Raw genomic sequence first — 22,538 nt, forward strand, 5'->3', positions numbered from 1 at the left:
TCTGGTATAGCGCGACAGCCCACCCCGTAACGACCCGAAGACTTTTCGGCGAAATTGTTAAGAGCACCACTATAGAGAGCACGGACGCCCGCACCGTGCCTTATTCTGCTTCGGACAACCGCATACGACAGGGCAGGAGAAATGTTCTCACTGACGCGACGCCGAACCGCGCTGGCGTTGGCGACTGTCGGTCTGCTCGTGTTCGGCTTGCTGTTGTTCACCAGAACCGGTCCCTCAGATCGGGCGGCCACCGGTCCGATCGGACTCTGGATTATCGGCATGTTCTCCAATGACTGCGCCGTCGGCGCCGCGCGGATCGGTCGCGGTCGCCAACGTCTTGCGTGGACCGTGATGAGCATCGGGCTGGCCGGCTGGACGGCCGGCCAGGCGGTGTGGTGCTACGTGACACTGGGCGGCATTCCCCCGATGGCGGGCGTCTCGGCGGCTAACTTGGGCTTCGTCATTTTGCCGCTGTGCGCCTTGGCCACCGCCGCCACCATTCCCAGCCGCGACGACTCCCGGTTCGGGATCGGCCTCCTGCTCGACGGCATCCTCGTCGCGGCGTCGTTGTTGATCGTGTTGGCCATCCTGGTGCTGGGCCATTTCGGCCAACCCGAACAAATTGTCACCATGCCCTTGATGTTGTTGGCCGCCGCGTCCGCGGTGTACGCCGGGCTTTTCGTGATGTCGACCATCACCGTGTGGAAAGCCGAGCCGGGCCGCAAACTCTCGCCGACATTTATGACCGTGGGCTGGGCGGCCATTGCGACGGCCGGAATCGTCCACGTCTGGGAAGATCATCCCGAACGAGTGCCCCACGACATCGTCATTTTCGGCTGGGCGATCGGAATATATTTCATCGCCCTTGCTGGAATTGCGTCTCGCCCCGGGCCCGAGCTCGATCTCGGCTTTTCTCAGCCGCTGCCGAAAATTTCGCTGTGGCTGCCGTACGGGCCCGTACTGTTGGCCATCGCCGTCGGGGCTGTGCACTTTTGGCCCACGACCCGTGCCGAGGCATTTATTTTCTCGGTCTGCGTGGTGCTATTCATAACCACGGTCGCCCGCCACCTGCTATTGCTCGACCGCAAGCAACATCTGGCCGCCGAACTGTCAGAAGCGGCCTTGCGGGACCCGTTAACGGGGTTGGCCAATCAGCGACTATTCGACGATCGGCTCGCGCACGCGGCTCGGCTGCAAATTCACCACGGCGTCCCGGCCAGCGTAATTGCGCTGAACATCAGTGATTTCAAGATGGTGAATGACACGCTCGGTTATGCCGTCGGCGACGAGTTACTGCGCAGTGTCGGTGAGCGGCTCCAAATCAATGTGCGCCCCGCCGACACGGTCGCGCGGATGAACGGAGACGACTTCGCCATCCTGGTCCAAGACCGCCCCGAGGTCGCCGCACAGGTCGCAAGAAAACTCGTCTATGCCTTCGCCGAGCCTCTCGAACTCGAGAATCATCGGCTGCACATACACCTCAACATCGGCTTGGCCTCGGCCGGAACCGAACCTGGCTCGGTCCTGATGCCGGCCGAGCTTCTCGACCAGGCCAACGCGGCCCGCCGCTGGGCTCAGCAGGCCAGCTCGACCGATGTGCAGACTTTCACCCCCGCCATGTTTGATCGGCGCGGCAAACACCCGACACACGACGACAGCATGGCCCGCCTGCAACTGCTGGGTGAGCTGCGACGAGCCATCGACGATCGCCTGCTGACGCTGCTGTACCAGCCGAAATTCGACATGGCGACCGGATCCGTCTGTGGCGCCGAAGCATTGGTGCGATGGGAACACCCAGAACTCGGCACGCTCGAGCCCGGCGAATTCTTGCCGTTGGTCCGCGATCACGGGCTCATGGACGCTGTGACCGACCTGGTGCTGTCGCGGGCGGTCGCCGACGCGTCGGATTGGTACGCGGCCGGCGCGGCTATCCCCGTCGCGATCAACCTGTGGGCGCCCTCGCTGGACGAAGACGCCCTGCCCGACCGCATCATGTCGTTGCTCGATGCGCGCGGCATGTCCCCCAGTTCGCTCACGGTCGAGATCACCGAGGACCTGTTGGTGGCGGACCTGGCGAAGGCCCGCGCGGTGCTCGATCGCTTGCGCGAGTCCGGTATTCGGGTGGCGATCGACGACTTCGGTAGCGGTTACGCCTCACTGACCTACTTGCGCGAATTGCCCATCGACGACGTCAAACTCGACCGCCTCTTCATCGCGCCGATTCTGCACGACGAACGCGCCGCCACCATCGTCCGGTCGGTGATCGAGTTGACGACCAAGTTCGGCATCGCCTCGATCGCCGAAGGTGTCGGAGACGCGGAAACAGCCCTGCGGCTTAGGGAATACGGTTGCGACGCCGTGCAGGGCAACTTCTTCTGTCCCCCGGTGCCTGCCTCTGAGATTCCGCAAGTCTCGCAGAATGCCACGCTCGCGACCCAGTGATCACGCCAAGGCATAGGGTTGCGCCGTGCACATTGACGTGATGACGGTTCCGCAACCGTTGACTCAGATCGGCGGCGTGGCCCAGCGCACCCAGGCCGCGGGCTTCTCCGGCATGCTGTTCACCGAAACCGGCCGCACCGCCTACCTCAACGCCGCGGTGGCCTCGCAGGCCGCTCCCGGACTCCAGCTGTCCACCGGTGTCGCGGTGGCCTTTCCGCGCAGCCCCTTCGTCACCGCCGCCGCGGCATGGGAGCTACAGGAGGCGACCGGCGGCAACTTCCGGCTCGGCCTGGGCACCCAGGTGCGCACGCATGTCGTGCGCCGCTACGGTGTTGCGTTCGAACACCCCGGCCCGCGGCTGCGCGACTACGTGCTGGCAGTCAAGGCGTGCTTCTCGGCCTTCCGCACCGGCAAGCTCGATCACCACGGCGAGTTCTACGACCTCGACTTCATCACGCCGCAGTGGAGCGCGGGCCCGATCGACGCGCCCGATCCGAAAGTCGATGTCGCGGCAGTCAATCCGTGGATGTTGCGGATGGCCGGCGAAGTGGCCGACGGCGTGCACGTCCATCCGCTCGGCGAGCTCGGTTACCTCAAGCGTCATGTGCTGCCCAACATCGCCACCGGCGCGAAGCAGGCCGGGCGCTCACCGTCGGACGTCGCGATCATCGTCCCGGTCATGACGATCGTCGGCGACAGCGACGAAGACCGCGACTCTCAACGCGAGACGGTGCGCACCAGCATGGCCTTCTACGGCAGTACCCCCAACTACGCATTCATCTGGGACGAGGCCGGATTCGAGGGCACCACAGCCCGCATCCGCGAGAAGCAGAAGGCCGGCGATTTCGCAGGCATGGCGGCCCAGATCAGCGACGAACACATCGCGGCTTTTGCCACCGAGTCGACGTGGGACGGCCTGGCCGACGCGCTGACCCAGAAGTACGGCGGAATCGCCACGCGCGTGGCCCTTTACAACGCCCTGGGCGATGACGAGCGTTTCGAGCGGTATGGGGAGGTCGCCCGCCAGCTGCGTGAGTGACGCCAAGCCGCGAATTGTCGCTCAGAGGCGGGCAAAACGTCGTGCTCCCCGCCGGCGACAAAGTCACATGCCAAAACGCGTGCGGCGCACGGCCGCAACCGCCTCCGGCGGTCCGCCGACTTGCACCTGTGCGGTGGCTTGACGCCCAAAAATGTAAAGCAGGAGCTCGCCCGGCTCTCCGGTGAGCAGAGCCGCGGGATCTCCCGCTACAGCCGTCACCCACTCGCTGGTTCCGGCCCGGCGGATTTCGAGCCCAAAGCCCTGAAGACGTCTACTCAGAAATCGACCACCTCGGCGGACATTTCGCCACAGTGCGGCATCCATCGCGGGCGTGAGGCTCCGAGTGCCTCGCCCATTCGCTCGGCGCAGGTCCTCATGATGAACGAAGAACTCATTGAGATTCGCCATCGCGCGAACCCATCCGATGCGGAAGAGCCCGACTGGCGGTCCGGACCGGATTCGCGTGACGAGCCACGAGAAGTCCTCGCGACGCGCCAATCCCGCTCGCCGCCGCTCGGCGAACCGGCCGAAGGGCCCGGGCAACACGAGGCAGGGCCCGGCAACGAGATCACGCTCCCGCAACACCAGATGGGCGGCGAGATCGCGGGCAGTCCAGCCGTCAAGAAGCGTCGGCACCGACGGGCCGAGCTCGTCGAACAGATCGCAAAGCTCCAGGCGCTCTTGGGTGTCCAGCCAAACATCGGCCATCGCGGTATTTCAGCCCGAGGATCCACCGGTGAGCCGCTCGACGTCGAGGACTTCACCGCGATTGATGCTGACCCAATCGCGACCGTCGAGGTACGGACGCAGACTCTTCCCGATCAGCTCGGCGTCTGCCGCCGTCTTGGGCCGCTGCAACTCGTACACATGCGGCAGCTCGGCCATCCCGGTCACCACGTCCCACAGTCTCAGCGCCGCCGACCCGGTCGGCGGATCCACCAACACCGGGCCGAACAGGCACTGTTCGTCGATGAACAGCGTCGGGACACCGTAGCCGCCCGCATCCACCACTGTCTGATGCTCGGCGCGAACCTCGTCGTGGGTCGTCGGGTCGGCAAGTGCCGCATCGAGATTCGCTTCGTCGACGCCGATGTCGCGCAACAACTTTCGCGCCACCGCGGGCTCGTGCGGCTTGCCGCCCAGGGTGTGCAGTTCGTGGCCGATCGCGGCGTACCACCGGTCGAGCAACATCATGTCGGTGCGACGCAGCAGCGCACCGATCCGCATCAGCGACCAGCCGTAGGACCAGTCGCGCTCCCACGGATGCTTCTTACCGTCGGCCCGGTTGATCTCTTCCAGACTGAAGAACCGCCAATTGATGGTGGTGCCCAGTTGGTCACGCACATCGCGGATCCACAACGACGTCTGAAACGCGAAGGGGCACATCGGGTCGAAGTGGAAGTCCACCACGGTGTTCATCGCTTGACCCTACGACTTGGGACGCACTCCCGCGGCGCGATAGACGAACACCGGGTCAACCGGGAACCGCAGCGAACGGGTCGGCAGCCGCTCCAACACCTCGTCGGGCACGTGTCGCTTGTAATGCAGTTTCATCGAACCGCTGAAAGCGGGGTCGACACCGCGCAGATCGATGTCGATCAGCAGACCCTTACGGGTGATCGTCGCGGCGGCCGGACCCTTATTGGTATCCCAAGGGCAGTCGATGGACCGCAGATCGGCGTCTCCACGCGTCGGGAAAGTGGCGACCAGCCGTGCGGCGCTGAATGCGAACGCACCCGAATAGCGCGCGACACCCGAGGCCGAGAAGACACCGGGGACATGCCCACTGAAATGCCGCACGACGCCGACCCGGCCGGCCAGAAAGATAAGCCCCTCGGCTTCGAGCTCGGCGTGCAGCTCGGCGGGCACATTGGTCAACTGCGCCCATTTGCGAAGTAAGCCAAGCACAGCCAGACGTTAGCTGAGGCAGTGGCCGTCCGCAGTGTTTTACTGCACAGTCACGATCGCGGTGTACTGGCACACCGGCGCGGTGTTCTTGCCCACGAAGCTCGAGTAATAGGTGGAAATCGTCGTCGTCCCCGGCTTGAGCGCCGTGAACATCCACATCTCGGTGCCGGGCGCGCCCATCGCATCGGTGCTCGGCTGTACGTACTGGTGGCTGGTTTGCTCGATGATCGAACCGTCGGCGATCTTCGTGTCGACCTGCCACCGGAACGGGGTGCTGTAGTTTGCGCCCAGCTGCAGTTTCAGCGTGTTCCCCACCGCCAACGTGACGTTCTGGGTGATGCTGTTCTGCTTGAGCACCTGTTCCATCGGAACCACAAGGGACTTGGACGTCGGCGGGTTTCTGCTCTCGAAGTGGCAACCCACCAGCATCGACGAGACGAGAATCGCGACGGTCATCAGTAACCTGATCTTCACGACAGTCATCGCCTCCATTATGGCGGGGCGCAGAATGTTCCCGTTCGGCGTCCTGGGGGCAGGACTGTGATGATCACCATTTTGGCAGCGCGATTTTCCCTCGCGGCAATCTTTGCCGTCGCCGATCACAGGTCGGCGTTTTTAGGCACGCGTTTGCTGTGGGTCGGGTAGCTTCTGTGCATGTTCGGCATCATTCGACCCTGCCGTCATCGACTCGGCAGTGAGCTCGCAGCAGCCTGGACCGCCCAACTGTGCGGACTGTGTCTGGCACTCCGCGACGACTATGGCCAGTCCGCGCGGATCGCCACCAATTACGACGGCCTGGTGGTCTCCCTTCTGGTCGAAGCCCAGTCCCCCGAGCAGCCCACCCGCCGCAAGGCGGGGCCCTGCCCGGGGCGTGGCATGCGGCGCGCCGAGGTGGCCACCGGCGACTGCGCACGACTGGCCGCCGTCGTGTCCCTGGCCCTGGCCGCGGCCCGGGTCCGCGATCACGTCGACGACCACGACGGCATGGTCGGGGCCGTCGGTGTGCGACCGGCCGCGCGCCGCATCGCCGAGCGCTGGGTGCGCCAGGGCACCGACACCGGTCACACCCTGGGATTCGACACCGGCGTGCTCGTCGCCGCGATGGACCGCCAGGGCAGGCTCGAGGCGACGGCCGGGCCGGGCAGCTCGTTGCTGCTGGTGACCGAGCCCACCGAAACCGCGGTCGCCGAGGCGTTCGCCCACACCGCACTGCTGGCCGGCCGGCCGGGCAACCAGGCGCCGCTGCGCGAGATCGGTCAGCTGTTCGGACGGGTCGCGCACCTGCTCGACGCGGTCGAGGACTACCACGACGACCTCGCCCGCGGTAAGTGGAACCCGTTGGCCGCCACTGAAACTCCGATGGAGCAGGCCCGTGTGCTGTGTGACGACGCGGCGCTCGGCATCGAATTGGCCCTGGCCGAAGTCGAGTTCACCGACGGCCGCCTGGCCCAGCGGTTGCTGACCCGCGAGGTACGACGGGCGATCTCGCGCACCTTCAGCCGGTCCGGCCATCCCACCTGCGGGACCCCGCACGGCCAGCAGGAGGGCATCAACTTCGGGAATCAGCCCGTCGGTGCCGGCTATCCGACCGGCGAAAACCCCGAGGGCGAGACCCCAGACCCCGGCAACAAGCGCAAGGGCGGGCGCGGTGACGGCACCTGCATTTGCTGCTGCGATGGCTGCGAGTGTTGCTGCGATTGTGGAGACTGCTGCGACTGCTCGTAAGGCGGCTCGTCGAACCCGTTGCGCCATTACATGTTTGTGACGTGTCTCGGCCCAGATAACTAGACGCGGTCCCGTACGGCAGGATGGGCACGTGTTTGGGCTCGAAGTCATCGTTGCGCTCGTGTCGGCCGTCATCGTCGGAACGGTGTTCGGCCGGCGCTATCGCGTAGGTCCCCCGGTGCTGCTCATTTTTCTGGGCACGTTGTTGGGCCTGATCCCCGCGTTCGCCCACATTCACATCAACGGCGAGATCGTGCTGCTGCTGTTCTTGCCGGCGATCCTGTACTGGGAAGGCCTGGACACCAGCCTGCGTGAGGTTCGCGCCAACCTGCGCATCATCATCTTCCTGTCCGTCATCCTGGTGATCGTCACCGCCGTCGCCGTGTCCTGGACGGCCCGCCTACTCGGCATGGAATCCCACACGGCGGCGGTGCTGGGCGCCGTGCTCTCCCCCACCGACGCCGCCGCCGTGGCGGGCCTGGCGAAGAAGTTGCCCCGCCGCACGCTCACCGTGCTGCGCGCCGAGAGCCTCATCAACGACGGAACGGCGCTGGTGCTGTTCTTCGTGACCGTGCACGTCGCAGTCGGCGGGGCCGAAATCGGCCCGACCGACCTGGTCCTGCGCTTCATCGGCTCCTACCTCGGCGGTATCGCCGCGGGGCTGCTGGTCGGCGGGCTGGTCACCCTGGCCCGCAAACGAATCGACGCGCCGCAAGAAGAAGGAGCGATGAGCCTGCTGACGCCCTTCGCGGCGTTCTTGTTGGCCCAGGCTTTCGACTGCAGCGGGGTGGTCGCGGTACTGGTGTCGGCGCTGGTGCTCGCGTACTCCGGGCCGGTGGTGATCCGGGCCCGGTCCCGGCTGCTGTCCTACGGCTTCTGGGACATGGCGACGTTCTTGATCAACGGCTCGCTGTGGGTGTTCGTCGGAGTGCAGATCCCGGGCGCGGTGCGCGGCATCAACGGCGTCGACGGCGGACTGCGCCACGCCCTGTTCATCGCGTTCGCCGTCACCGGCGTCGTGATCGTGTCGCGGATCTTCTGGGGCGAATTCACCACGTTGCTGCTGCGCCTGATCGACCGCCGTGAGGTGCAGCGTGAGCGTCGTGTCCCGTGGCGTCAGCGCTTCGTGACCGCGTGGGCCGGATTCCGCGGCGCCGTCTCGCTCGCTGCGGCGCTCGCCGTCCCGGCGACCACGCTGAACGGGGCACCGTTCCCCGACCGCAACCTGCTGATCTTCGTCGTGGTCGTCGTCATCCTGACCACCGTGCTGGTTCAGGGCATCACGCTGCCGGCGGTCGTTCGGTGGGCGCGCATGCCCGAAGACGTCGCCTACGCCGCCGAGCTCCAGCTGGCCCGCAGTGCGGGCGCCAAGGCCGCGCTCGACGCGCTGCCGGTGGTGGCGGGCGAACTCGGCGTCAGCCCGAAAATGCTGAGCCGCCTGCAAAAGGAATACGACGAGCACGCGGCGCTCGTGACGGAGTGTGACGACGGCACGTCGACCGGCGACCTGGCCCGGCGCGACGACATGGTTCGGCGGGTGCGCCTCGGGGTGCTCGAGCACAAGCGGCGGGCCATCGTCGGGCTACGCAATCAACGGGTAATCGACGACCTGGTGTTGCGCGAGCTGCAGGCCGAGATGGACCTCGAAGAGGTGCAACTGCTCGACACCGCCGACAGCTGACTGGGAGTCGGTGTGCCGCCGTACAGTCGGCGACATGTTGCAGACGGTCGCGATCCGCGGGTACCGGTCACTGCGCGAGGTCATCCTGCCGCTGGGGCGGTTGTCGCTCATCACCGGCGCCAACGGCGTGGGGAAGTCGTCGGTCTACCGCGCGCTGCGGCTGTTGGCGGACTGCGGCCGGGGTGAGGTCATCGGCTCGCTGGCCCGCGAGGGCGGGTTGCAATCGGTGCTGTGGGCCGGCCCCGAGCAACTGAAGGGCGCGCGGCGCTCCCAGAAGACCCAAGGCACGGTTCGCACCCGGCCTATCTCGCTCGAAATGGGCTTCGCCGCAGACGATTTCGGCTATCTAGTCGACCTCGGCATCCCGCAGTCGGCCGGGCCGTCGGTCTTCGTCCGCGATCCCGAGATCAAACGGGAAATAATATTCGCCGGACCGGTGCTGCGGCCCAGTGCGACGCTGGTGAGCCGATCACGGGCGTTCGCCGAAGCCGTCAACGCCGACAACGGTTTTGACGAACTGAGCCGATCGTTGCCCCTGTACCGCAGCGTGCTTGCCGAGTACGCCAACCCGCACGCGCTTCCCGAACTCGCGGCGGTGCGGGAGCGACTGCGCGGATGGCGGTTCTACGACGGGTTTCGTGTCGACGGCGGAGCGCCCGCGCGGCATCCGCAGGTGGGCACTCGCACCCCGGTGCTGAGCGACGACGGCAGCGACCTGGCCGCGGCGATTCAAACCATCCTCGAATCGGGATCCGACGAGTTAAGCCGGGTCATCGCAGACGCTTTCGACGGCGCCACGATCTCGGTAGCGATCCACGACGGGTTATTCGACGTTCAGCTGCGCCAGCGTGGCATGCTGCGTCCGTTGCGTGCGGCCGAATTATCCGATGGCACACTGCGATTCCTGCTGTGGGCCGCCGCGCTGTTGAGCCCGGAAGTGCCGTCGCTGATGGTGCTCAACGAGCCGGAGACCTCGCTGCATCCTGACCTGGTGCGACCGCTTGCCGCACTGATCCGCGCCGCCGCCGAGCAGACTCAGGTTGTGGTCGTGACGCACTCGCGGTCGTTGCTGACGTTTCTCGACACGGTGCCGGTCGCGGAGAGCGATCGCGGCGGGGCCGTGGAAATCGAGCTTTACAAGGACTGGGGCGAAACCCGCATCACCGGCCAGGACCTGCTCAGCACACCGCGCTGGGACTGGGGAAAACGCTGAGTGCCAGCGTCGCACCGAGTGTGCGTCCTGGGTGACCTGGCCCGGCTTGGGGTATCGCCACCGTGGCCGCACACTCAAATCCCCGAAGGCACACTGAAGGACGGCGAATAACCAGCCGAATTCATGGACTGTTAAGGCACACGTCAGGTCCGCATCGTTGAACGCACACAACCGCCGCGTGTCCTCTGCATATGCGCGTAGTACAGGTCGCTAATTTCTATGGCCCACGGTCCGGCGGTCTTCGTACCGCGGTGGACCGATTGGGCGCGGAATACAGCGCCAACGGGCATGAAGTTTTTCTGATCGTTCCCGGGCCGCGCGCCGAACGTACCCTACTGCCGACGGGTGTGGTGCGAATCACTATGCCCGCCTGGCTGATTCCCTTCACCGGTGGTTATCGCGCGGTGATGCCAGGTCCGGTCAAGGCGCTGCTGGAAGCGCTGCAACCCGACGCGCTGGAAGTTTCCGACCGCCTGACCCTGAGGTCACTGGGCCGCTGGGGCCGCGAACACGGCGCCACGACCGTGATGATCTCGCATGAGCGGCTGGATCGCCTTGCCGGACAAGTACTTCCGAAGCGACCGGCGCGCAGCCTCGCCGACTTTGCCAATGGCCGCACCGCCGCCGACTACGACACCGTCGTCTGCACTACCGGATTCGCGCGCGAGGAATTCGACCGCATCGGCGCCAAGAACGTCGTCACCGTGCCACTGGGTGTCGACCTGAAGACCTTCCACCCGAGTCGGCACTCCGCGCTGGTCCGCCGGCAGTGGGCCACGCCCAACCAGCTTCTGCTGGTCCACTGCGGCCGGCTGTCGGTGGAGAAGCGGGCCGATCGCAGCATCGACGCGCTGGCCGCGCTGTGCGATTTCGGCGTCGATGCCCGACTGGTCGTGATGGGCGAGGGCCCGATGCGGGCCAAGCTGCAGCGCCAGGCCACCGGGCTGCCGATCGACTTCACCGGGTTCGTCTCCAACCGGGACACCGTCGCCGGGCTGCTGGCCTCGGCGGATGTCACCCTGGCCCCGGGTCCGCATGAGACGTTCGGGTTGGCCGCGCTGGAATCGCTGGCATGCGGCACGCCGGCCGTGGTCTCGCGCACCTCGGCACTCACCGAGATCATCACCCCGGACAGCGGCGCATCGGCCGACAACCACCCGGAGGCCATCGCCAGGGCCGTCGGCACCGTCATCAGCCTGCCCGAATACCACCGCCGGACCTCCGCGCGGCGCCGTGCCGAGAACTTCACCTGGCAGCGGGCGGCGGCCGGCATGCTGGCGACGTTGGGACCCGCGATCGGTGGGCCGGACGACGACACCGAGAACACCGCCTAAAAGTCGGACGCACCCCACGAGCCCGCCGGATAGGGCGGCACGCGGCCGGCAAAGGCGCCGTCGGTGAGACTGCACAGGGTGTCGGTGATGGTTCCGGCATTTGCGATGACCGTCGGCGGGCTGCCCGGTGACACGCGTGCCACCACTGCTTGCCAGAAGTAGCCCGCGCCGCCGTGTTCGTACCAGATGAACCAGTCGGCGTCGCGGTTGCCGGCGCGGATCAGCCGCCGGAACGGCAACGAGGGATCGGTCACCGAATCCGTCTTGTTGAACGGCGCGCCGACGTCGGCGATCGGCGGAAGGAGTTTGACGAGTTCCGGCGGCAACTGCGACAGGCTGCGCACTTCCGTCACCGGTGTTGTCAGCGTGCACTGGGTATTTGGCATCGCATTGGCCGGAATCGCCGGCACGGCCGCGAGCGCGATGCCCGCTGCGAGCGCTATCCGATAGATGTTGCCCATATCGGCTCCCGTCGACGGCCGGTGCTGATAGCCGACGCTACGCCGTTGTTTGCTGAGACGAAACGCTTTCGGTCCGCGGGCTAGGCTCGCTGAAGACGACGAGGAGGTGGACCGTGGAACCGCGCGACCAGGTGTTGATCACCGCCACGGAGTTGGCGGAATTGATCGAGGCCGGTGATCCGCTGACCATACTGGACGTCCGTTGGCGGCTCGACCAACCCGACGGCCGGGCGACGTACCGGGACGGCCACCTCCCGGGTGCGGTCTATGTGTCGCTCGACGACGAACTCAGCGATCACACCGTGTCCGGCCGCGGCCGTCACCCGCTGCCCTCGGGACGAAGCCTGCAAAACGCCGCACGCCGCTGGGGTATCCGGCAAGACGCATTGGTCGTGGTCTATGACGACTGGAATCGCGCGGGTTCGGCGCGCGCGTGGTGGGTGCTGACCGCGGCCGGACTCGCGAACGTCCGCATCTTGGACGGCGGACTGGGCACATGGCGGGCAGCCGGGCGAAGCCTTGAGACGGGCGACGTCACCCCGGAAGCGGGGAATGTGACTGTGTCCCATACGGATTTGTACGCCGGAGCTCTACCTACCCTGACCGCCGAACAAGCCGGCGCGGGCGACGTGACACTGCTCGATGCGCGCGCACCGGAACGCTATCGCGGCGACTCCGAACCCGTCGACGCTGTCGCGGGTCACATTCCCGGGGCACGGAACCTGCCCAGCGGCTCGGTGCTGGCGGCCGACGGCACGTTTCTCGGTGACTACGCGCTCGCCCAGCAGTTGTCCGATCGCGGCATCGACAGCACCGGCCCGTTGGGCGCCTACTGCGGCTCGGGCGTGACCGCCACCATCGCGGTCGCGGCGCTCGCGGCGATGGGCCGCGAGACCGCGCTGTACCCGGGATCGTGGTCCGAATGGTCTTCGGATCCGAGCCTCCCCGTCGCTCACGGACCCGAATAGATCAGGCGCCCGGCCAGCGCCGCAGAAACGCTGCCGTCACGCGCGCGGCGTTGACCGCGGCAACCCGCTTGTAGACGAAGAACTGAAACGGGAAACCCGGCAACCGAAGTGGATCGCCCGGTCCGTCCGACATTCCACGGATCCCCAGGAACGGCACGCCATGCGCGTCCGCGACGGCCTGCGCCGCCGCGGTCTCACTGTCGGTGGCATCGAAGGCCGGATCCGCCGCCGAAACGATCTTCGCGTTGCTGATCAGGCCATGCCGCAGCCATGGCCACGCGGCCCGAAAGAAGTTGCCGGTGTGGAAGAACGAGTGATCTGGCGCCGTTCGCGGTTGGCAGCCGAACACCCCGCCACCGAGCGGGACACCCGGGAAGGCCCGCCCGTTGTTGTTGTCGTAGCTGCAGCCGTCACCGCCGACCAGCAGCCGCGGCTCATGACGCATCCGTTTGGCGCTTTCCAGTGTGACGGAAAGGGTCTCGGCAGCAGCCAGCATGTCGGCATCGACCGGATGAAATGTCTTGCCGCTGTCCAATGTCCAGCGCGCCGGCACGGCCACATCGGCAATGGAGGTCCGCCCGGCACCACCGGCCACGCCCGAAAACACCACCGCGCCAACGATGCTGGAGAAGTAGGTCAACGCGGTATCGGTGGCCTCGGTTGCGTTGACCATGCCAATGCCGGTCATCGCCACGATGACTTTCCTGCCGCGGATCGAGCCGAGATAGAAGTGTCGACGGTCGGCCACGACCACGGGGTCGAGGTCGAGTGTGGTGTGCGACAGCACCTCATCTGCCTCGACGGGAAAGGCCGTCAAGACCAGCGTGCGCTGTTCGGATGAATCCACCGTCACGTCGGGGCACTCCTCAGGTTCGGCGGCACCCACCATTATCGCCTTTTCCGCTCGTCACGGGCGGCCAGAAGCTAGTCTCAGGGCGCGACAAAGGAGTCTGCCCATGCTTGAGGTGATTGAAAAGGGACCGGGCCGCGATTCCGGGAAACCGCCGGTGCTCTTCGTCCACGGCGCCTGGCACGGCGCGTGGTATTGGGACGAGTACTTCTTGGACTTCTTCGCCGAACAGGGCTATCGGTCGCTCGCGGTAAGCCTTCGCAGCCACGGCAAGAGCGCTGAGCCGAAGCGGAATCTACTCTGTTCGATCGCTGATTACGTCGACGATGTCGCGTCCGTTGCCAACGACTTGCCGACCCCGCCGATCGTGGTCGGCCACTCGATGGGTGGGTTCGTGGTCCAGAAGTACCTGGAGTCACACGACGCTCCAGCCGCCGTGTTGCTCGCCTCCGCACCGCCCAGCGGGGTCACCGGATTCATGCTGCGCCTCGGCAGGCGGCATCCGTGGCATACCGCACGAACTCTGTTGACCACCAAGTCATTACACGGCGTAGGTGGCACACCGAAATTAGCCCGCGAGCAGTTCTATTCGCGATACACCCCGGAAGCCGACGTGGTGCGCTACACCGCACCGCTGGGCGAAGAATATGCGGGCAGATGGTTCCTCGATATGTTGTTCCTCGACCTGCCCAAACCTGAGCGGGTCAACACTGCGGTGTTGGTCCTGGGCGCCGAAGACGACGGGTGTTTCACCCCGCGCGAAGTGCATCAGACCGCACGGGCCTACGGCACCACAGCAGAGATCTTTGCCAACATGGGCCACAACATGATGGTCGAGCCCGAATGGGCCCTGGTGGCCGCACGAATTCACGCGTGGCTGGAAGGCCTAACCGCCCCGCGTACTGCACGGCAGGCGCTTGATGCCGTGGAAGAACGACGAGCGTAATCGGTCGGGGGGCCCAGTGACCGTCAGGCCCGGCACATTTGGGTACAACTCTTCGAGCATGACGCGCAGTTCCAGCCGGGCGAGCTGAGCGCCGAGGCAGAAGTGCACTCCCCCGCCACCGAACGCGGCGTGACCGGCGTCCGGGCGAGTGACGTCGAATTCGCCCGCCCGATCGAACACCTCCTCGTCGCGATTGGCCGACAGGTAATGCAGCAATACCCAATCGCCGGCGGGAATGTGCCAGCCACGGATTTCGACGTCACGGGTGACGGTACGACGAAAATGCATGACCGGTGAGGCCCAGCGCAGCAGTTCCTCCACGGCAGGCTTGACCGCCTCGCGATCACGGGCAAGCAGGGCCTGCTGCTCCGGGTGCTCTGAGAGCGCCAACACCCCGTGGCTCAGGGTATTGCGGGTGGTTTCGTTGCCGGCGATCGCGAGCAGCAGGAAGAACTCGTTCAGCTGGTCGCGGTTCAGCTTTTCGCCGTCGACCTCCGCGGCCAGCAGCGCCGACAAGATGTCCTCGGTGAGCCCGTATTTGCGCCGGTGGGCCACCAGTTCGCCGCAGTAGGAAAACATTTCGGCTGCAGCCTGCCCAAGGGCTTGCGGAGTCGGAGCGTAGTCGGGATCTTCGATGCCAAGGCTTCCGATGGCATTGCTCCAACGGAAAACCTCCATCCGGTCTGCGGCGGGTACCCCGAGCACATCGGCAATCACCTGTAGCGACATTTCCGCGGAAATGTCTGTAACGGCGTCGAATTCACCCTTGGCGGTGATATCGGCGACGATGTCTTGGGCGACCTTACGCATGCGTGGTTCCAGGCGCTGCACATTGCGGACGGTGAAGCCCTGGTTGATCAACTTGCGGTACAGCACGTGACGTGGTGGGTCGATGCCGGGCAGCAGCGCCGAGTCGGGTGCCGCCTCGACCTCCACAAGGGTGTTGCCCTTGCTGCTGGTGAAGGTATCGGTGTCGCGGCTGACGAGTCGCACATCGGCGTGCTTGGTGAGCAGCCACGCCCTGGGCAGGCCCGGTAACTGCACCGGGTGCACCGGTGAGCCGGCCCGTAACCGGGCCAACGCGTCGAATGGGGCGCCGGCGACGAAGGTGTCGGGATCGAGCACCGCCGCGGCATCCCGATCGTAAGCGGTCTGCTGATTCTCGACGACCAGGGACCCCAACACATTCGGCTTGGGAATGCTCATCAAGGCACCTAGGACGACGCCTTGATTCCGGCGACGATCACATCCAGTCCGGCGCGAAAATGGGTGGCCAGCTGGCGTTTGACGCGGGGCGTGGCGTCGCCGGAGCGGGTCTCTTCCAGGGCAATCGAGCCCAGCAGGTAGGTGTACAAGACCGTATGAGCCGCGGCCGCAGCGGGTTTAGTGAGGCCCGCCTCGGCGAGCAGGGCCCGGCTGTGTCGATCGAGACGGCGGGCGGGCTCGTTCCCGGCGCTGGTCTGCAGGATGCTCGCGACACCGGGGACTCCGAGAATCATCTCCCTGGCGGCACAATAGAGCTCGACCAGCCGTTTGTCCCATCGTCCCCCTTCCGGGACCGGGATTTCCGCGAGTACGGACTCGGCAACGAGCTCGAGCGCGGTCTGCTTGCTGGGGACGTGGTAGTACACCGAGGGCACGGCCGCGCCGAGTTCAGCGGCCAGCTCGCGCATCGTCACACGCTGCACGCCCACCCGCTTCGCCAAGTCCCGCAGCGCGACCACCACCTCATCGCGATCAAGACCGCCGTAGGCGCGGCGTGCGCCCGACGGCACGGCGGCCGGAGTGCCGGTTGCTACCACTACGTCATTCCTCCATCAGTTTCGATCGTCGTTAAAAAGCGATTCGAGCACCGTTCGAATTTACCCGGTATCGGGGTGCCGTAACCAATGAATCCGCTATGTAATATTTGCCCAATGACGGGCCGGTTAGCGGGCAAGGTGGCGATTATCACCGGGGCAAGCACCGGCCTGGGCCCAGTCCTCGGTTCGGTGTTTGTCCGCGAAGGCGCGCGGGTACTGCTCGCCGCGCGACGTGAGGAGCTGGTCCGCGAGGCCGCGGCGGCGGCCGGGTCCGGCGCGATCGCGATGCGGGCCGACGTCACCGACGAGGACGACGTCGCCGCCATGGTGGCGCGCGCGGTCGACGAGTTCGGGCACGTCGACATCCTGTGCAACAACGCCGCCGCGCCGGGCAAAGACCACTGGATCTGGGAGCAGACGCTCGACAACTGGAATGCCACGATCGCCATCGATGTCACCGCGGCGATGCTGTGCACCCGCGAAGTGCTCAACCAGTCGATGCTGCAACGTCGCAGCGGAGTCATCCTGAATTTCTCCTCTACCGCGGGCTACAACGGCATCGTCCGCAAAACCCATTACGTCACCGCGAAGGCATCACTGCGTGCCTTCACCAAGACCGTTGCCCTCGAAGTCGGTCCGCACGGCATCCGCTGCAATTGCATCGTGCCGGGCGCGATCGATACGGATCTATATCGCAATTGGTTACAGCGCACCGCCGACGAGCAGGGCCTCGAGGTCGAGGCCGTGCGCGCGAAGTCACTCAAAGGCGTCGCTCTGCGCGATATTTCGTCACCCGACGATGTGGCCAACCTGGCGTTGTTCTTGGCCAGCGACGAGAGCCGAACCATCACCGGGCAATCAATCCCCGTCGACGCCGGAGGGTACATGCAGGGATGAGCACCCCATCCGTGAAGCTGTCGTTATCCACACCGGTCGTGATCACGGTGCCCGGCGCCAGCGCGGCCTGGGAGCAGGATGCTTCGATCGAGGACCTGGCTCAGATCGCCGAGACCGCAGACCGGTTGGGCTATCACCACCTGAACTGTAGCGAGCACATCGCGCTGCCGGCAGTGGAACGTCAGCGCCGGGGTATGCGGTACTGGGATCCGCTGGCGACGCTGGGCTACCTGGCCGCGCGCACGCAGCGGATCCGGTTGGCCACCAACGTGTTAGTCCTCGCCTACCACCACCCGCTCGAAATCGCCAAGCGCTATGGCACGTTGGACAAGCTCAGCAATGGCCGGCTCATCCTCGGCGTCGGCGTTGGCAGTCTCAAAGCGGAATTCGACCTGCTCGGCGCCCCTTTCGACGACCGCGGACCGCGCGGCGACGACGCGCTGCGAGCGCTGCGCGCGTCCCTGTCGGTTTCAGAACCCGCCTACCACGGTGAGTTCTATTCGTTCGACGGCATGGTCGTCGACCCGTGCGCGGTTCAGGCCCATGTCCCGATCTGGATCGGGGGACGCACGTTGCGATCACTGCGCCGCGCCGTCACCCTGGCCGACGGGTGGTCTCCCTTCAACGTGACGTTGCAGCAGAGCCGAGAATGGCTGGGCCGCTTCGAACTTCCGGCCGGCTTCGAGGTAGTGCTTCCGCCGCCGGCGCCGCTGGACCCGATCAACGACCCTGAACGCACCCGCGAGATACTCGCCGACACCGCCGCCCACGGCGCCACCACCGTCACCACCTGGTTCACCCATACGTCGGTGCAGCACTATCTGGAGAACCTGCACGCTCTCGCCGAACTCCATCCCCCGGGCGGCGTCGCATGAACCGAGTCAAGGCAGGCATTTTCAGCCTCACCGCGCCGGCAGACGACGAAAGCGGTTATCTGCGTTGGCATCTGCTCGATCACATGCCGGAGCAGTATCAACTCCCGGGCATCGTGTACGGATTGCGCTGGATAGCAGACGGCGAGTACCTCAACCATCGTCTCGCGGCGGCCGGACCACTGGGCGAGGTCGGCAACGTCGTGCACTATCTGGTCAGCGACCCCGTCGAAGAAACATTCGACGACTTCGTGGCGCTCGGCCGTGAATTGCGCGAGAACGGTCGCTTCCCTGTCGCACGGCCGTTACTGCAAATCGCGGGACTGCGGCTGCTGCAGTGGCACTGCGCGCCGCAGGCGCTCGTTTCCGCTGAGGTCGTTCCGTTCCGCCCGCACCGCGGAGTCCTGTTCATCGTCGAGGAGCCCACCGACGGCCGTTCGAACGAATGGCTGCAATGGCTGCACGCCGAACACTTTCCGGCGTTGCTCGCCACCCCGGGCACCGCGGGCGCCTGGACATTCGGTTCGAGTACCGGATGGAGCCATTTACCCCGGGGATGGCGAGCCGACCACCAATACATCACCGTCGTTTACCTCGACGGGGATCCGCTGAGCACCACAAAGACCCTCGCACCGCTCGTCGAAGAACGTTGGCGAACCGGGGCGGTGCGTCCCGTTTTCGCCGGCCCGCTGCGCACAATGATCCAGTGGGAAGCCTGGCCGTAGCCCGTTGGGGGCCGGCACGCGCTGAACAGCGGCTTCGCGGCTACGGTAGGCACGGCGCGGTGCGCGCCTTCGGAGAAAGACCTCTAGGAGGACTTGCGATGAAGAATCCGGACGCCCGGCGGCGAATCGGCCGCGGTGTTGCCGGGCTCGGCGCGGTCGTGTTGGCGGTGGGCCTGCCGGGCTGTTCGAACAACGGCAGCAAGCCCGCGTCGCCGACGAGCTCAAGTCCGCCTCCGTCGCACACAATCTTGATGCTGGACCAGCACACCCACACGATCACCTCCCAAGTCAGCTGCACCAGCTCGGCCTCGGCGCCGCATGCAACGCCGCCGGAATCGGGCGACCTGACGACGCGAATCAGCGTCCACGACGATTCGGCGTCGCTGTCCTTCGCGCTCTCGGACGAGAAGCCGCCCAGCGTTGACGGCTTTTCGATTTCGCTGAAAGTCGGAAACGGCGAGTACCAACTGCCCTATCAACCCACCCAATCCGTCAACCAGGTGATGGTCGCCAAAGACGGCCCGAATTACACGATCACGGGCAATGGTCAGGGGACCATGCCAGGCCAAACCGGTATGCGACAGATCACATTCGGGATACACCTAACTTGCCCGTGAGCGCCCGATTCGCGAAACATCGGTTGTCTAACCACGATCGCCTCTGAGATGCTGGCATCTTGGACATCTTCGCGGAGTGGCAAAAGGGCGGGACCGAACTTCGCTGGCGCTCGACTACGGCCGCCAACGACGGGCAGGAAGTGGGGGTGTTCAGTCGCCGCTGCGGCACGGCTGGGGCACCGCCACTCGTGCTCGTTCATGGGTTTCCGACGTCGAGCATCGACTACTTCGAGCTGGCGCACGAGCTGAGTTCCGACTTCGATATCTACCTGTTGGATTTTCCGGGTTACGGATTGTCGGACAAACCCCCGGAGCCGTACGTCTATTCGTTGTACGACGATGCCCGTCTGCTGGTGCACGCGATCACCGAAGTGTGGCAGCTGACCGAATTTCGCATGCTCACCCATGATCGAGGCAGCAGTGTTGGCATGATCGCGCTGGGCATGTTGGCGGCGTTGGACCCGCCGGTGGCCCCTCTCGACCTCATCTTGACCAACGCCAACATCTACCTCCCGCTGGCGAACCTGACACTGTTCCAGACCGCGCTGCTGGATCCTGAAACGGGGCGAGCCACCGCGGCGGCGACCACACCGGAGACGCTGGCGGCCGGCATGGGGGCCAGCACCTTCATGCCGAGAAGGAAATTGGCCGATCCCGAAATCGACGCTCTGGCCAAGTGTTTTGCCCATAACGACGGAATCCGGGTGCTGCCGGACACCATCCAATATCTGCACGAGCGTGCCGCTGACGAAACCAGTTGGCTGGAAGCACTTTCCACCAGCGACGTGAACACCACCGTGGTGTGGGGACTGCACGACAACGTCGCGCCGCTGCGCGTCCCGAACCACGTGTGGCAGACGTACCTCAAGGCCAAGCCCGGACGTAATCGCTATTGGGTGGTGCCGGGTGCCGACCACTACGTGCAATGCGACGCCGCACGACAATTGGCCCAGATTGTCCTGATGACGGTCCAGGACGAGGACATTCCGCTGCACACCCTCGGGAACCAGCCCGACGGCGCCGTGCTGGTGGATCAAAGCCTGTAGGCTGCCGCGACTGTGCGGCCAGCCGCATGTTCGCGCTCGGGTGTGCTGCCAGCCGCACATTCGGCGCTGATCAGCCGGTAACGACGGGCAAGCGTGCCCAGCCGCGCACGCTCGCCGTATGCGCCCGTTGGGCGTTCGCGTAGTCGACTTCCCAATCCGGCCAGCGTTTGAGGACCTCTTCGAAGGCCACCCGCGCTTCCAACCTGGCCAGTGCCGAGCCCAAACAGAAATGCAGGCCCTGCCCGAAGCTGAGATGGCTTCCGCGGCGGTGGATGTCGTAGCGATCCGGATCCGTGAAATGGTTTTCGTCGCGGTTGGCGGATGCGTTCAGCAGCAGCATGAACGACCCCTCGGGAACCACGCGACCATAATGTTCGGCATCGCGTGCGACATAGCGGGCCTGCACCGGCGACGGCGGCTCGTAGCGCAGTGTCTCCTCGATCGCGCCGGGGATCAGTGCCGGGTCCGCGGCGAGCTCACGGCGTTGATCAGGGTGATCCGACAACAGCTGTCCCATGAAACCGATTAAGCGAGCAGTGGTTTCGTTACCGGCGCCGGCGATCATCGCGGTGTAGGCCAGCACCTCGGTCCGCGACAGGGGTCGGCGCGTCCCGTCCGGCTCGTCGATCTCGGCGCGCAGCAGTTCGGTCATCAGGTCGTCGGACGGATGACTGGCCCGCCATTCGATGTATTCGGCGAATAGCGCGATGGAATTCGCGAAGACGTTCGCATCCACGGCAGCCGGGTCACTGTCCTTGGACAATTCGATGTTGGCGACGCTGCGGTCGCGGATCTTCTCTTGATCCTCTTCGGGGATGCCCAACAGATAGCCGATGGTTCGCATCGGCATCATCGCGCCGAGGTCCGCGATGAAATCGAACCCGCTCCCGCCGACCAGGGGGTCCAACTCGCGGATGCAGAATCCCCGCACCATCGACTCGACGGCCAACATCCGCCTGGGCGTGAAGACACGGGACAGCAGCTTGCGGTGCAGATCGTGCAGCGGAGGATCCTCGAACAACAGGATGCCCGGTGGCACTTCGATATTCGCGAACAAGATATCGGCGGTGGTGCCCCGGCCGGAGCGGTACGTCTCCCAGTTCGGCAGTTCGCGAACGACGTCGTCGTATCGGCTCAGCGCGTAGAAGTTGTATTTTTCGTTGTAGTACAGCGGCGCTTCTTCACGCATGCGCTTCCACACCGGATACGGGTTCGAGTCGATCTCGACATCGAATGGGTCGTAATACAACTCGACGGCATTGGCGCTTGTCATAGTCGGATCCCTAACTCAGTCGTTGCGGTGCAAGAAGCCGTGCAAGAGCGCTTGGACGAGTTCTTCAACGATCACCTCCCGCGGGGGCGGCGTGTCCCCGAAGTAGGTCGAACGCAGTGCGGCCATCCCCGCGATCATCGAAACCGTGGAGTGGGCCGGCAAGTCGGGGTGGTCGGACCGCAACCCGCGCAATTGCATTCCCTCGACGCTGATTTGGCCGAGCACCGTGACCGCCCTGCGGATCTCGGCGATGCCGGCGTCGGTCTTTTCCTCGTCGCTGAGATTTTCGGCCGCCATCAGCGTCAGCAGCAGACCCTGGTGTTCGACGAACACGTCGTAGAGCTGCGATACGAAAAGCCGAGTCAGCTCCTGCTCGTCGGTCTCCTCGGGGACCACCGACTGCCAGGTCTTGCCGAATTCGTCGACGAAGCTGACGAAGGGCACGACGAGTGCCTCGCGGAACAGCGCCGCCTTCGAGCCGAAATTGCGGAACAGCAGGTGCTCAGTGACACCGGCGGCCTGAGCGATCTCACGCGTGGTGGTGCTGCGATAGTCCTGGCCGGCGAACAGTGCCCGGGCGGCGTCGAGCAGCAGCCTGCGCGGCTCTCCGCGGGGCCGACGCACCACCGTTGCCGGTATCGACCGCTTAGTCGCTCGCTGGGGCACCGATGTCCACTCCTCCATAACCCACCGCCGTGGGGATAGTATCCACTATCCCGATAAGATAGTATCCACTACC

The 22,538-nt window shown here is 65.5% G+C and carries 23 protein-coding genes; 13 read left to right on the top strand and 10 right to left on the bottom strand.

What is annotated here, in order from left to right:
* Positions 1-141 precede the first annotated feature (141 nt).
* Together AC5Y5O_RS04400 and AC5Y5O_RS04405 are read left to right on the top strand one after the other, a co-directional pair.
* Complete coding sequence (locus AC5Y5O_RS04400; RefSeq protein WP_096288871.1) at positions 142-2,442, top strand: putative bifunctional diguanylate cyclase/phosphodiesterase; 2,301 nt, start codon at positions 142-144, stop codon at positions 2,440-2,442.
* Between the two features lie 25 nt (positions 2,443-2,467).
* Entirely contained in the window at positions 2,468-3,481 is a 1,014-nt protein-coding gene (locus tag AC5Y5O_RS04405; RefSeq protein WP_096288873.1) for a TIGR03617 family F420-dependent LLM class oxidoreductase, read from the top strand.
* A gap of 63 nt (positions 3,482-3,544) precedes the next feature.
* Here the strand turns inward: AC5Y5O_RS04405 and AC5Y5O_RS04410 are convergent, their stop codons facing one another.
* From AC5Y5O_RS04410 to AC5Y5O_RS04425, 4 genes are read right to left on the bottom strand one after another with little or no spacing between them, the layout of a single operon-like run.
* Positions 3,545-4,189: a TIGR03085 family metal-binding protein gene (locus AC5Y5O_RS04410; protein ID WP_500023944.1), complete on the bottom strand. Its 645-nt coding sequence runs from the start codon at positions 4,187-4,189 to the stop codon at positions 3,545-3,547.
* Between the two features lie 9 nt (positions 4,190-4,198).
* A complete protein-coding gene (locus tag AC5Y5O_RS04415) occupies positions 4,199-4,900 on the bottom strand; it encodes a mycothiol-dependent nitroreductase Rv2466c family protein (RefSeq protein WP_096288877.1) in 702 nt (233 codons plus the stop codon).
* A gap of 9 nt (positions 4,901-4,909) precedes the next feature.
* Entirely contained in the window at positions 4,910-5,389 is a 480-nt protein-coding gene (locus AC5Y5O_RS04420) for a hypothetical protein (protein ID WP_133160869.1), read from the bottom strand.
* 39 nt (positions 5,390-5,428) lie between these two features.
* Positions 5,429-5,863, bottom strand: a complete 435-nt coding sequence (locus AC5Y5O_RS04425) for a protease inhibitor I42 family protein (RefSeq protein ID WP_096291233.1) — start codon at positions 5,861-5,863, stop codon at positions 5,429-5,431.
* Between the two features lie 180 nt (positions 5,864-6,043).
* Here AC5Y5O_RS04425 and AC5Y5O_RS04430 point away from each other — a divergent pair, with 180 nt between their 5' ends.
* The 4 genes from AC5Y5O_RS04430 (at position 6,044) to AC5Y5O_RS04445 (ending at position 11,342) form a co-directional block, all read left to right on the top strand.
* A complete protein-coding gene (locus AC5Y5O_RS04430) occupies positions 6,044-7,114 on the top strand; it encodes a DUF5685 family protein (RefSeq protein ID WP_500023946.1) in 1,071 nt (356 codons plus the stop codon).
* Between the two features lie 91 nt (positions 7,115-7,205).
* Positions 7,206-8,795, top strand: coding sequence for a Na+/H+ antiporter (locus AC5Y5O_RS04435; protein WP_096288883.1), 1,590 nt, complete (start codon positions 7,206-7,208; stop codon positions 8,793-8,795).
* Between the two features lie 34 nt (positions 8,796-8,829).
* A complete protein-coding gene (locus AC5Y5O_RS04440; RefSeq protein WP_096288885.1) occupies positions 8,830-10,008 on the top strand; it encodes an AAA family ATPase in 1,179 nt (392 codons plus the stop codon).
* Positions 10,009-10,199: 191 nt separating this feature from the next.
* On the top strand, positions 10,200-11,342 hold the full coding sequence (locus AC5Y5O_RS04445) for a glycosyltransferase (protein WP_096288887.1): 1,143 nt from the start codon (positions 10,200-10,202) through the stop codon (positions 11,340-11,342).
* Here AC5Y5O_RS04445 and AC5Y5O_RS04450 read toward each other — a convergent pair.
* Positions 11,339-11,803, bottom strand: coding sequence for a hypothetical protein (locus AC5Y5O_RS04450; RefSeq protein ID WP_243394097.1), 465 nt, complete (start codon positions 11,801-11,803; stop codon positions 11,339-11,341). The genes AC5Y5O_RS04445 and AC5Y5O_RS04450 overlap by 4 nt on opposite strands.
* Before the next feature lie 113 nt (positions 11,804-11,916).
* Between AC5Y5O_RS04450 and AC5Y5O_RS04455 the strand changes: the two genes are divergently transcribed.
* Entirely contained in the window at positions 11,917-12,771 is an 855-nt protein-coding gene (locus tag AC5Y5O_RS04455; RefSeq protein WP_500023949.1) for a sulfurtransferase, read from the top strand.
* 1 nt (position 12,772) lies between these two features.
* Here the strand turns inward: AC5Y5O_RS04455 and AC5Y5O_RS04460 are convergent, their stop codons facing one another.
* Positions 12,773-13,624 carry a 5'-methylthioadenosine/S-adenosylhomocysteine nucleosidase family protein gene (locus tag AC5Y5O_RS04460; RefSeq protein ID WP_243394099.1) on the bottom strand — a complete coding sequence of 284 codons (852 nt, stop codon included), beginning with the start codon at positions 13,622-13,624 and terminating at the stop codon, positions 12,773-12,775.
* A gap of 103 nt (positions 13,625-13,727) precedes the next feature.
* Here AC5Y5O_RS04460 and AC5Y5O_RS04465 point away from each other — a divergent pair, with 103 nt between their 5' ends.
* Positions 13,728-14,567 carry an alpha/beta hydrolase gene (locus tag AC5Y5O_RS04465; RefSeq protein WP_096288892.1) on the top strand — a complete coding sequence of 280 codons (840 nt, stop codon included), beginning with the start codon at positions 13,728-13,730 and terminating at the stop codon, positions 14,565-14,567.
* On the opposite strand, the gene AC5Y5O_RS04470 is transcribed toward AC5Y5O_RS04465, so the two are convergent.
* Complete coding sequence (locus AC5Y5O_RS04470) at positions 14,508-15,773, bottom strand: cytochrome P450 (RefSeq protein WP_096288894.1); 1,266 nt, start codon at positions 15,771-15,773, stop codon at positions 14,508-14,510. The genes AC5Y5O_RS04465 and AC5Y5O_RS04470 overlap by 60 nt on opposite strands.
* 8 nt (positions 15,774-15,781) lie before the next feature.
* Complete coding sequence (locus AC5Y5O_RS04475) at positions 15,782-16,369, bottom strand: TetR/AcrR family transcriptional regulator (RefSeq protein ID WP_243394101.1); 588 nt, start codon at positions 16,367-16,369, stop codon at positions 15,782-15,784.
* A 114-nt stretch (positions 16,370-16,483) separates the two neighbouring features.
* On the opposite strand from AC5Y5O_RS04475, the gene AC5Y5O_RS04480 reads away from it, so the two are divergent.
* The 5 genes from AC5Y5O_RS04480 (at position 16,484) to AC5Y5O_RS04500 (ending at position 20,526) form a co-directional block, all read left to right on the top strand.
* Positions 16,484-17,266 carry an SDR family NAD(P)-dependent oxidoreductase gene (locus AC5Y5O_RS04480; RefSeq protein ID WP_096288896.1) on the top strand — a complete coding sequence of 261 codons (783 nt, stop codon included), beginning with the start codon at positions 16,484-16,486 and terminating at the stop codon, positions 17,264-17,266.
* Positions 17,263-18,141 (top strand): LLM class F420-dependent oxidoreductase, encoded by an 879-nt coding sequence (locus AC5Y5O_RS04485; RefSeq protein WP_096288898.1) that lies wholly within the window; start codon positions 17,263-17,265, stop codon positions 18,139-18,141. The genes AC5Y5O_RS04480 and AC5Y5O_RS04485 overlap by 4 nt, the downstream gene beginning before the upstream one ends.
* Positions 18,138-18,863: a hypothetical protein gene (locus AC5Y5O_RS04490; RefSeq protein ID WP_096288900.1), complete on the top strand. Its 726-nt coding sequence runs from the start codon at positions 18,138-18,140 to the stop codon at positions 18,861-18,863. The genes AC5Y5O_RS04485 and AC5Y5O_RS04490 overlap by 4 nt, the downstream gene beginning before the upstream one ends.
* A 98-nt stretch (positions 18,864-18,961) precedes the next feature.
* The gene (locus tag AC5Y5O_RS04495) at positions 18,962-19,480 is read left to right on the top strand and encodes a lipoprotein LpqH (RefSeq protein WP_096288902.1); all 519 of its coding nucleotides are present in this window, start codon (positions 18,962-18,964) and stop codon (positions 19,478-19,480) included.
* 59 nt (positions 19,481-19,539) lie between these two features.
* Positions 19,540-20,526 carry an alpha/beta fold hydrolase gene (locus tag AC5Y5O_RS04500; RefSeq protein WP_096288904.1) on the top strand — a complete coding sequence of 329 codons (987 nt, stop codon included), beginning with the start codon at positions 19,540-19,542 and terminating at the stop codon, positions 20,524-20,526.
* 70 nt (positions 20,527-20,596) lie between these two features.
* Here the strand turns inward: AC5Y5O_RS04500 and AC5Y5O_RS04505 are convergent, their stop codons facing one another.
* Both AC5Y5O_RS04505 and AC5Y5O_RS04510 read right to left on the bottom strand, forming a co-directional pair.
* Positions 20,597-21,799 (bottom strand): cytochrome P450, encoded by a 1,203-nt coding sequence (locus tag AC5Y5O_RS04505; RefSeq protein ID WP_096288906.1) that lies wholly within the window; start codon positions 21,797-21,799, stop codon positions 20,597-20,599.
* A 15-nt stretch (positions 21,800-21,814) separates the two neighbouring features.
* Positions 21,815-22,465 (bottom strand): TetR/AcrR family transcriptional regulator, encoded by a 651-nt coding sequence (locus tag AC5Y5O_RS04510; protein ID WP_243394103.1) that lies wholly within the window; start codon positions 22,463-22,465, stop codon positions 21,815-21,817.
* Positions 22,466-22,538 lie beyond the last annotated feature (73 nt).

Source organism: Mycobacterium sp. NGS40 (assembly GCF_059812735.1).

What these genes read in the sequence shown, in the direction of transcription:
- AC5Y5O_RS04505 (WP_096288906.1), bottom strand. Translation starts at nt 21,799, where the DNA reads ATGACAAGCGCCAATGCCGTCGAGTTGTATTACGACCCATTCGATGTC.
- AC5Y5O_RS04490 (WP_096288900.1), top strand. Translation starts at nt 18,138, where the DNA reads ATGAACCGAGTCAAGGCAGGCATTTTCAGCCTCACCGCGCCGGCAGAC.
- AC5Y5O_RS04415 (WP_096288877.1), bottom strand. Translation starts at nt 4,900, where the DNA reads ATGAACACCGTGGTGGACTTCCACTTCGACCCGATGTGCCCCTTCGCG.
- AC5Y5O_RS04410 (WP_500023944.1), bottom strand. Translation starts at nt 4,189, where the DNA reads ATGGCCGATGTTTGGCTGGACACCCAAGAGCGCCTGGAGCTTTGCGAT.
- AC5Y5O_RS04430 (WP_500023946.1), top strand. Translation starts at nt 6,044, where the DNA reads ATGTTCGGCATCATTCGACCCTGCCGTCATCGACTCGGCAGTGAGCTC.
- AC5Y5O_RS04400 (WP_096288871.1), top strand. Translation starts at nt 142, where the DNA reads ATGTTCTCACTGACGCGACGCCGAACCGCGCTGGCGTTGGCGACTGTC.
- AC5Y5O_RS04485 (WP_096288898.1), top strand. Translation starts at nt 17,263, where the DNA reads ATGAGCACCCCATCCGTGAAGCTGTCGTTATCCACACCGGTCGTGATC.
- AC5Y5O_RS04495 (WP_096288902.1), top strand. Translation starts at nt 18,962, where the DNA reads ATGAAGAATCCGGACGCCCGGCGGCGAATCGGCCGCGGTGTTGCCGGG.
- AC5Y5O_RS04480 (WP_096288896.1), top strand. Translation starts at nt 16,484, where the DNA reads ATGACGGGCCGGTTAGCGGGCAAGGTGGCGATTATCACCGGGGCAAGC.
- AC5Y5O_RS04470 (WP_096288894.1), bottom strand. Translation starts at nt 15,773, where the DNA reads ATGAGCATTCCCAAGCCGAATGTGTTGGGGTCCCTGGTCGTCGAGAAT.
- AC5Y5O_RS04440 (WP_096288885.1), top strand. Translation starts at nt 8,830, where the DNA reads ATGTTGCAGACGGTCGCGATCCGCGGGTACCGGTCACTGCGCGAGGTC.
- AC5Y5O_RS04450 (WP_243394097.1), bottom strand. Translation starts at nt 11,803, where the DNA reads ATGGGCAACATCTATCGGATAGCGCTCGCAGCGGGCATCGCGCTCGCG.
- AC5Y5O_RS04465 (WP_096288892.1), top strand. Translation starts at nt 13,728, where the DNA reads ATGCTTGAGGTGATTGAAAAGGGACCGGGCCGCGATTCCGGGAAACCG.
- AC5Y5O_RS04445 (WP_096288887.1), top strand. Translation starts at nt 10,200, where the DNA reads ATGCGCGTAGTACAGGTCGCTAATTTCTATGGCCCACGGTCCGGCGGT.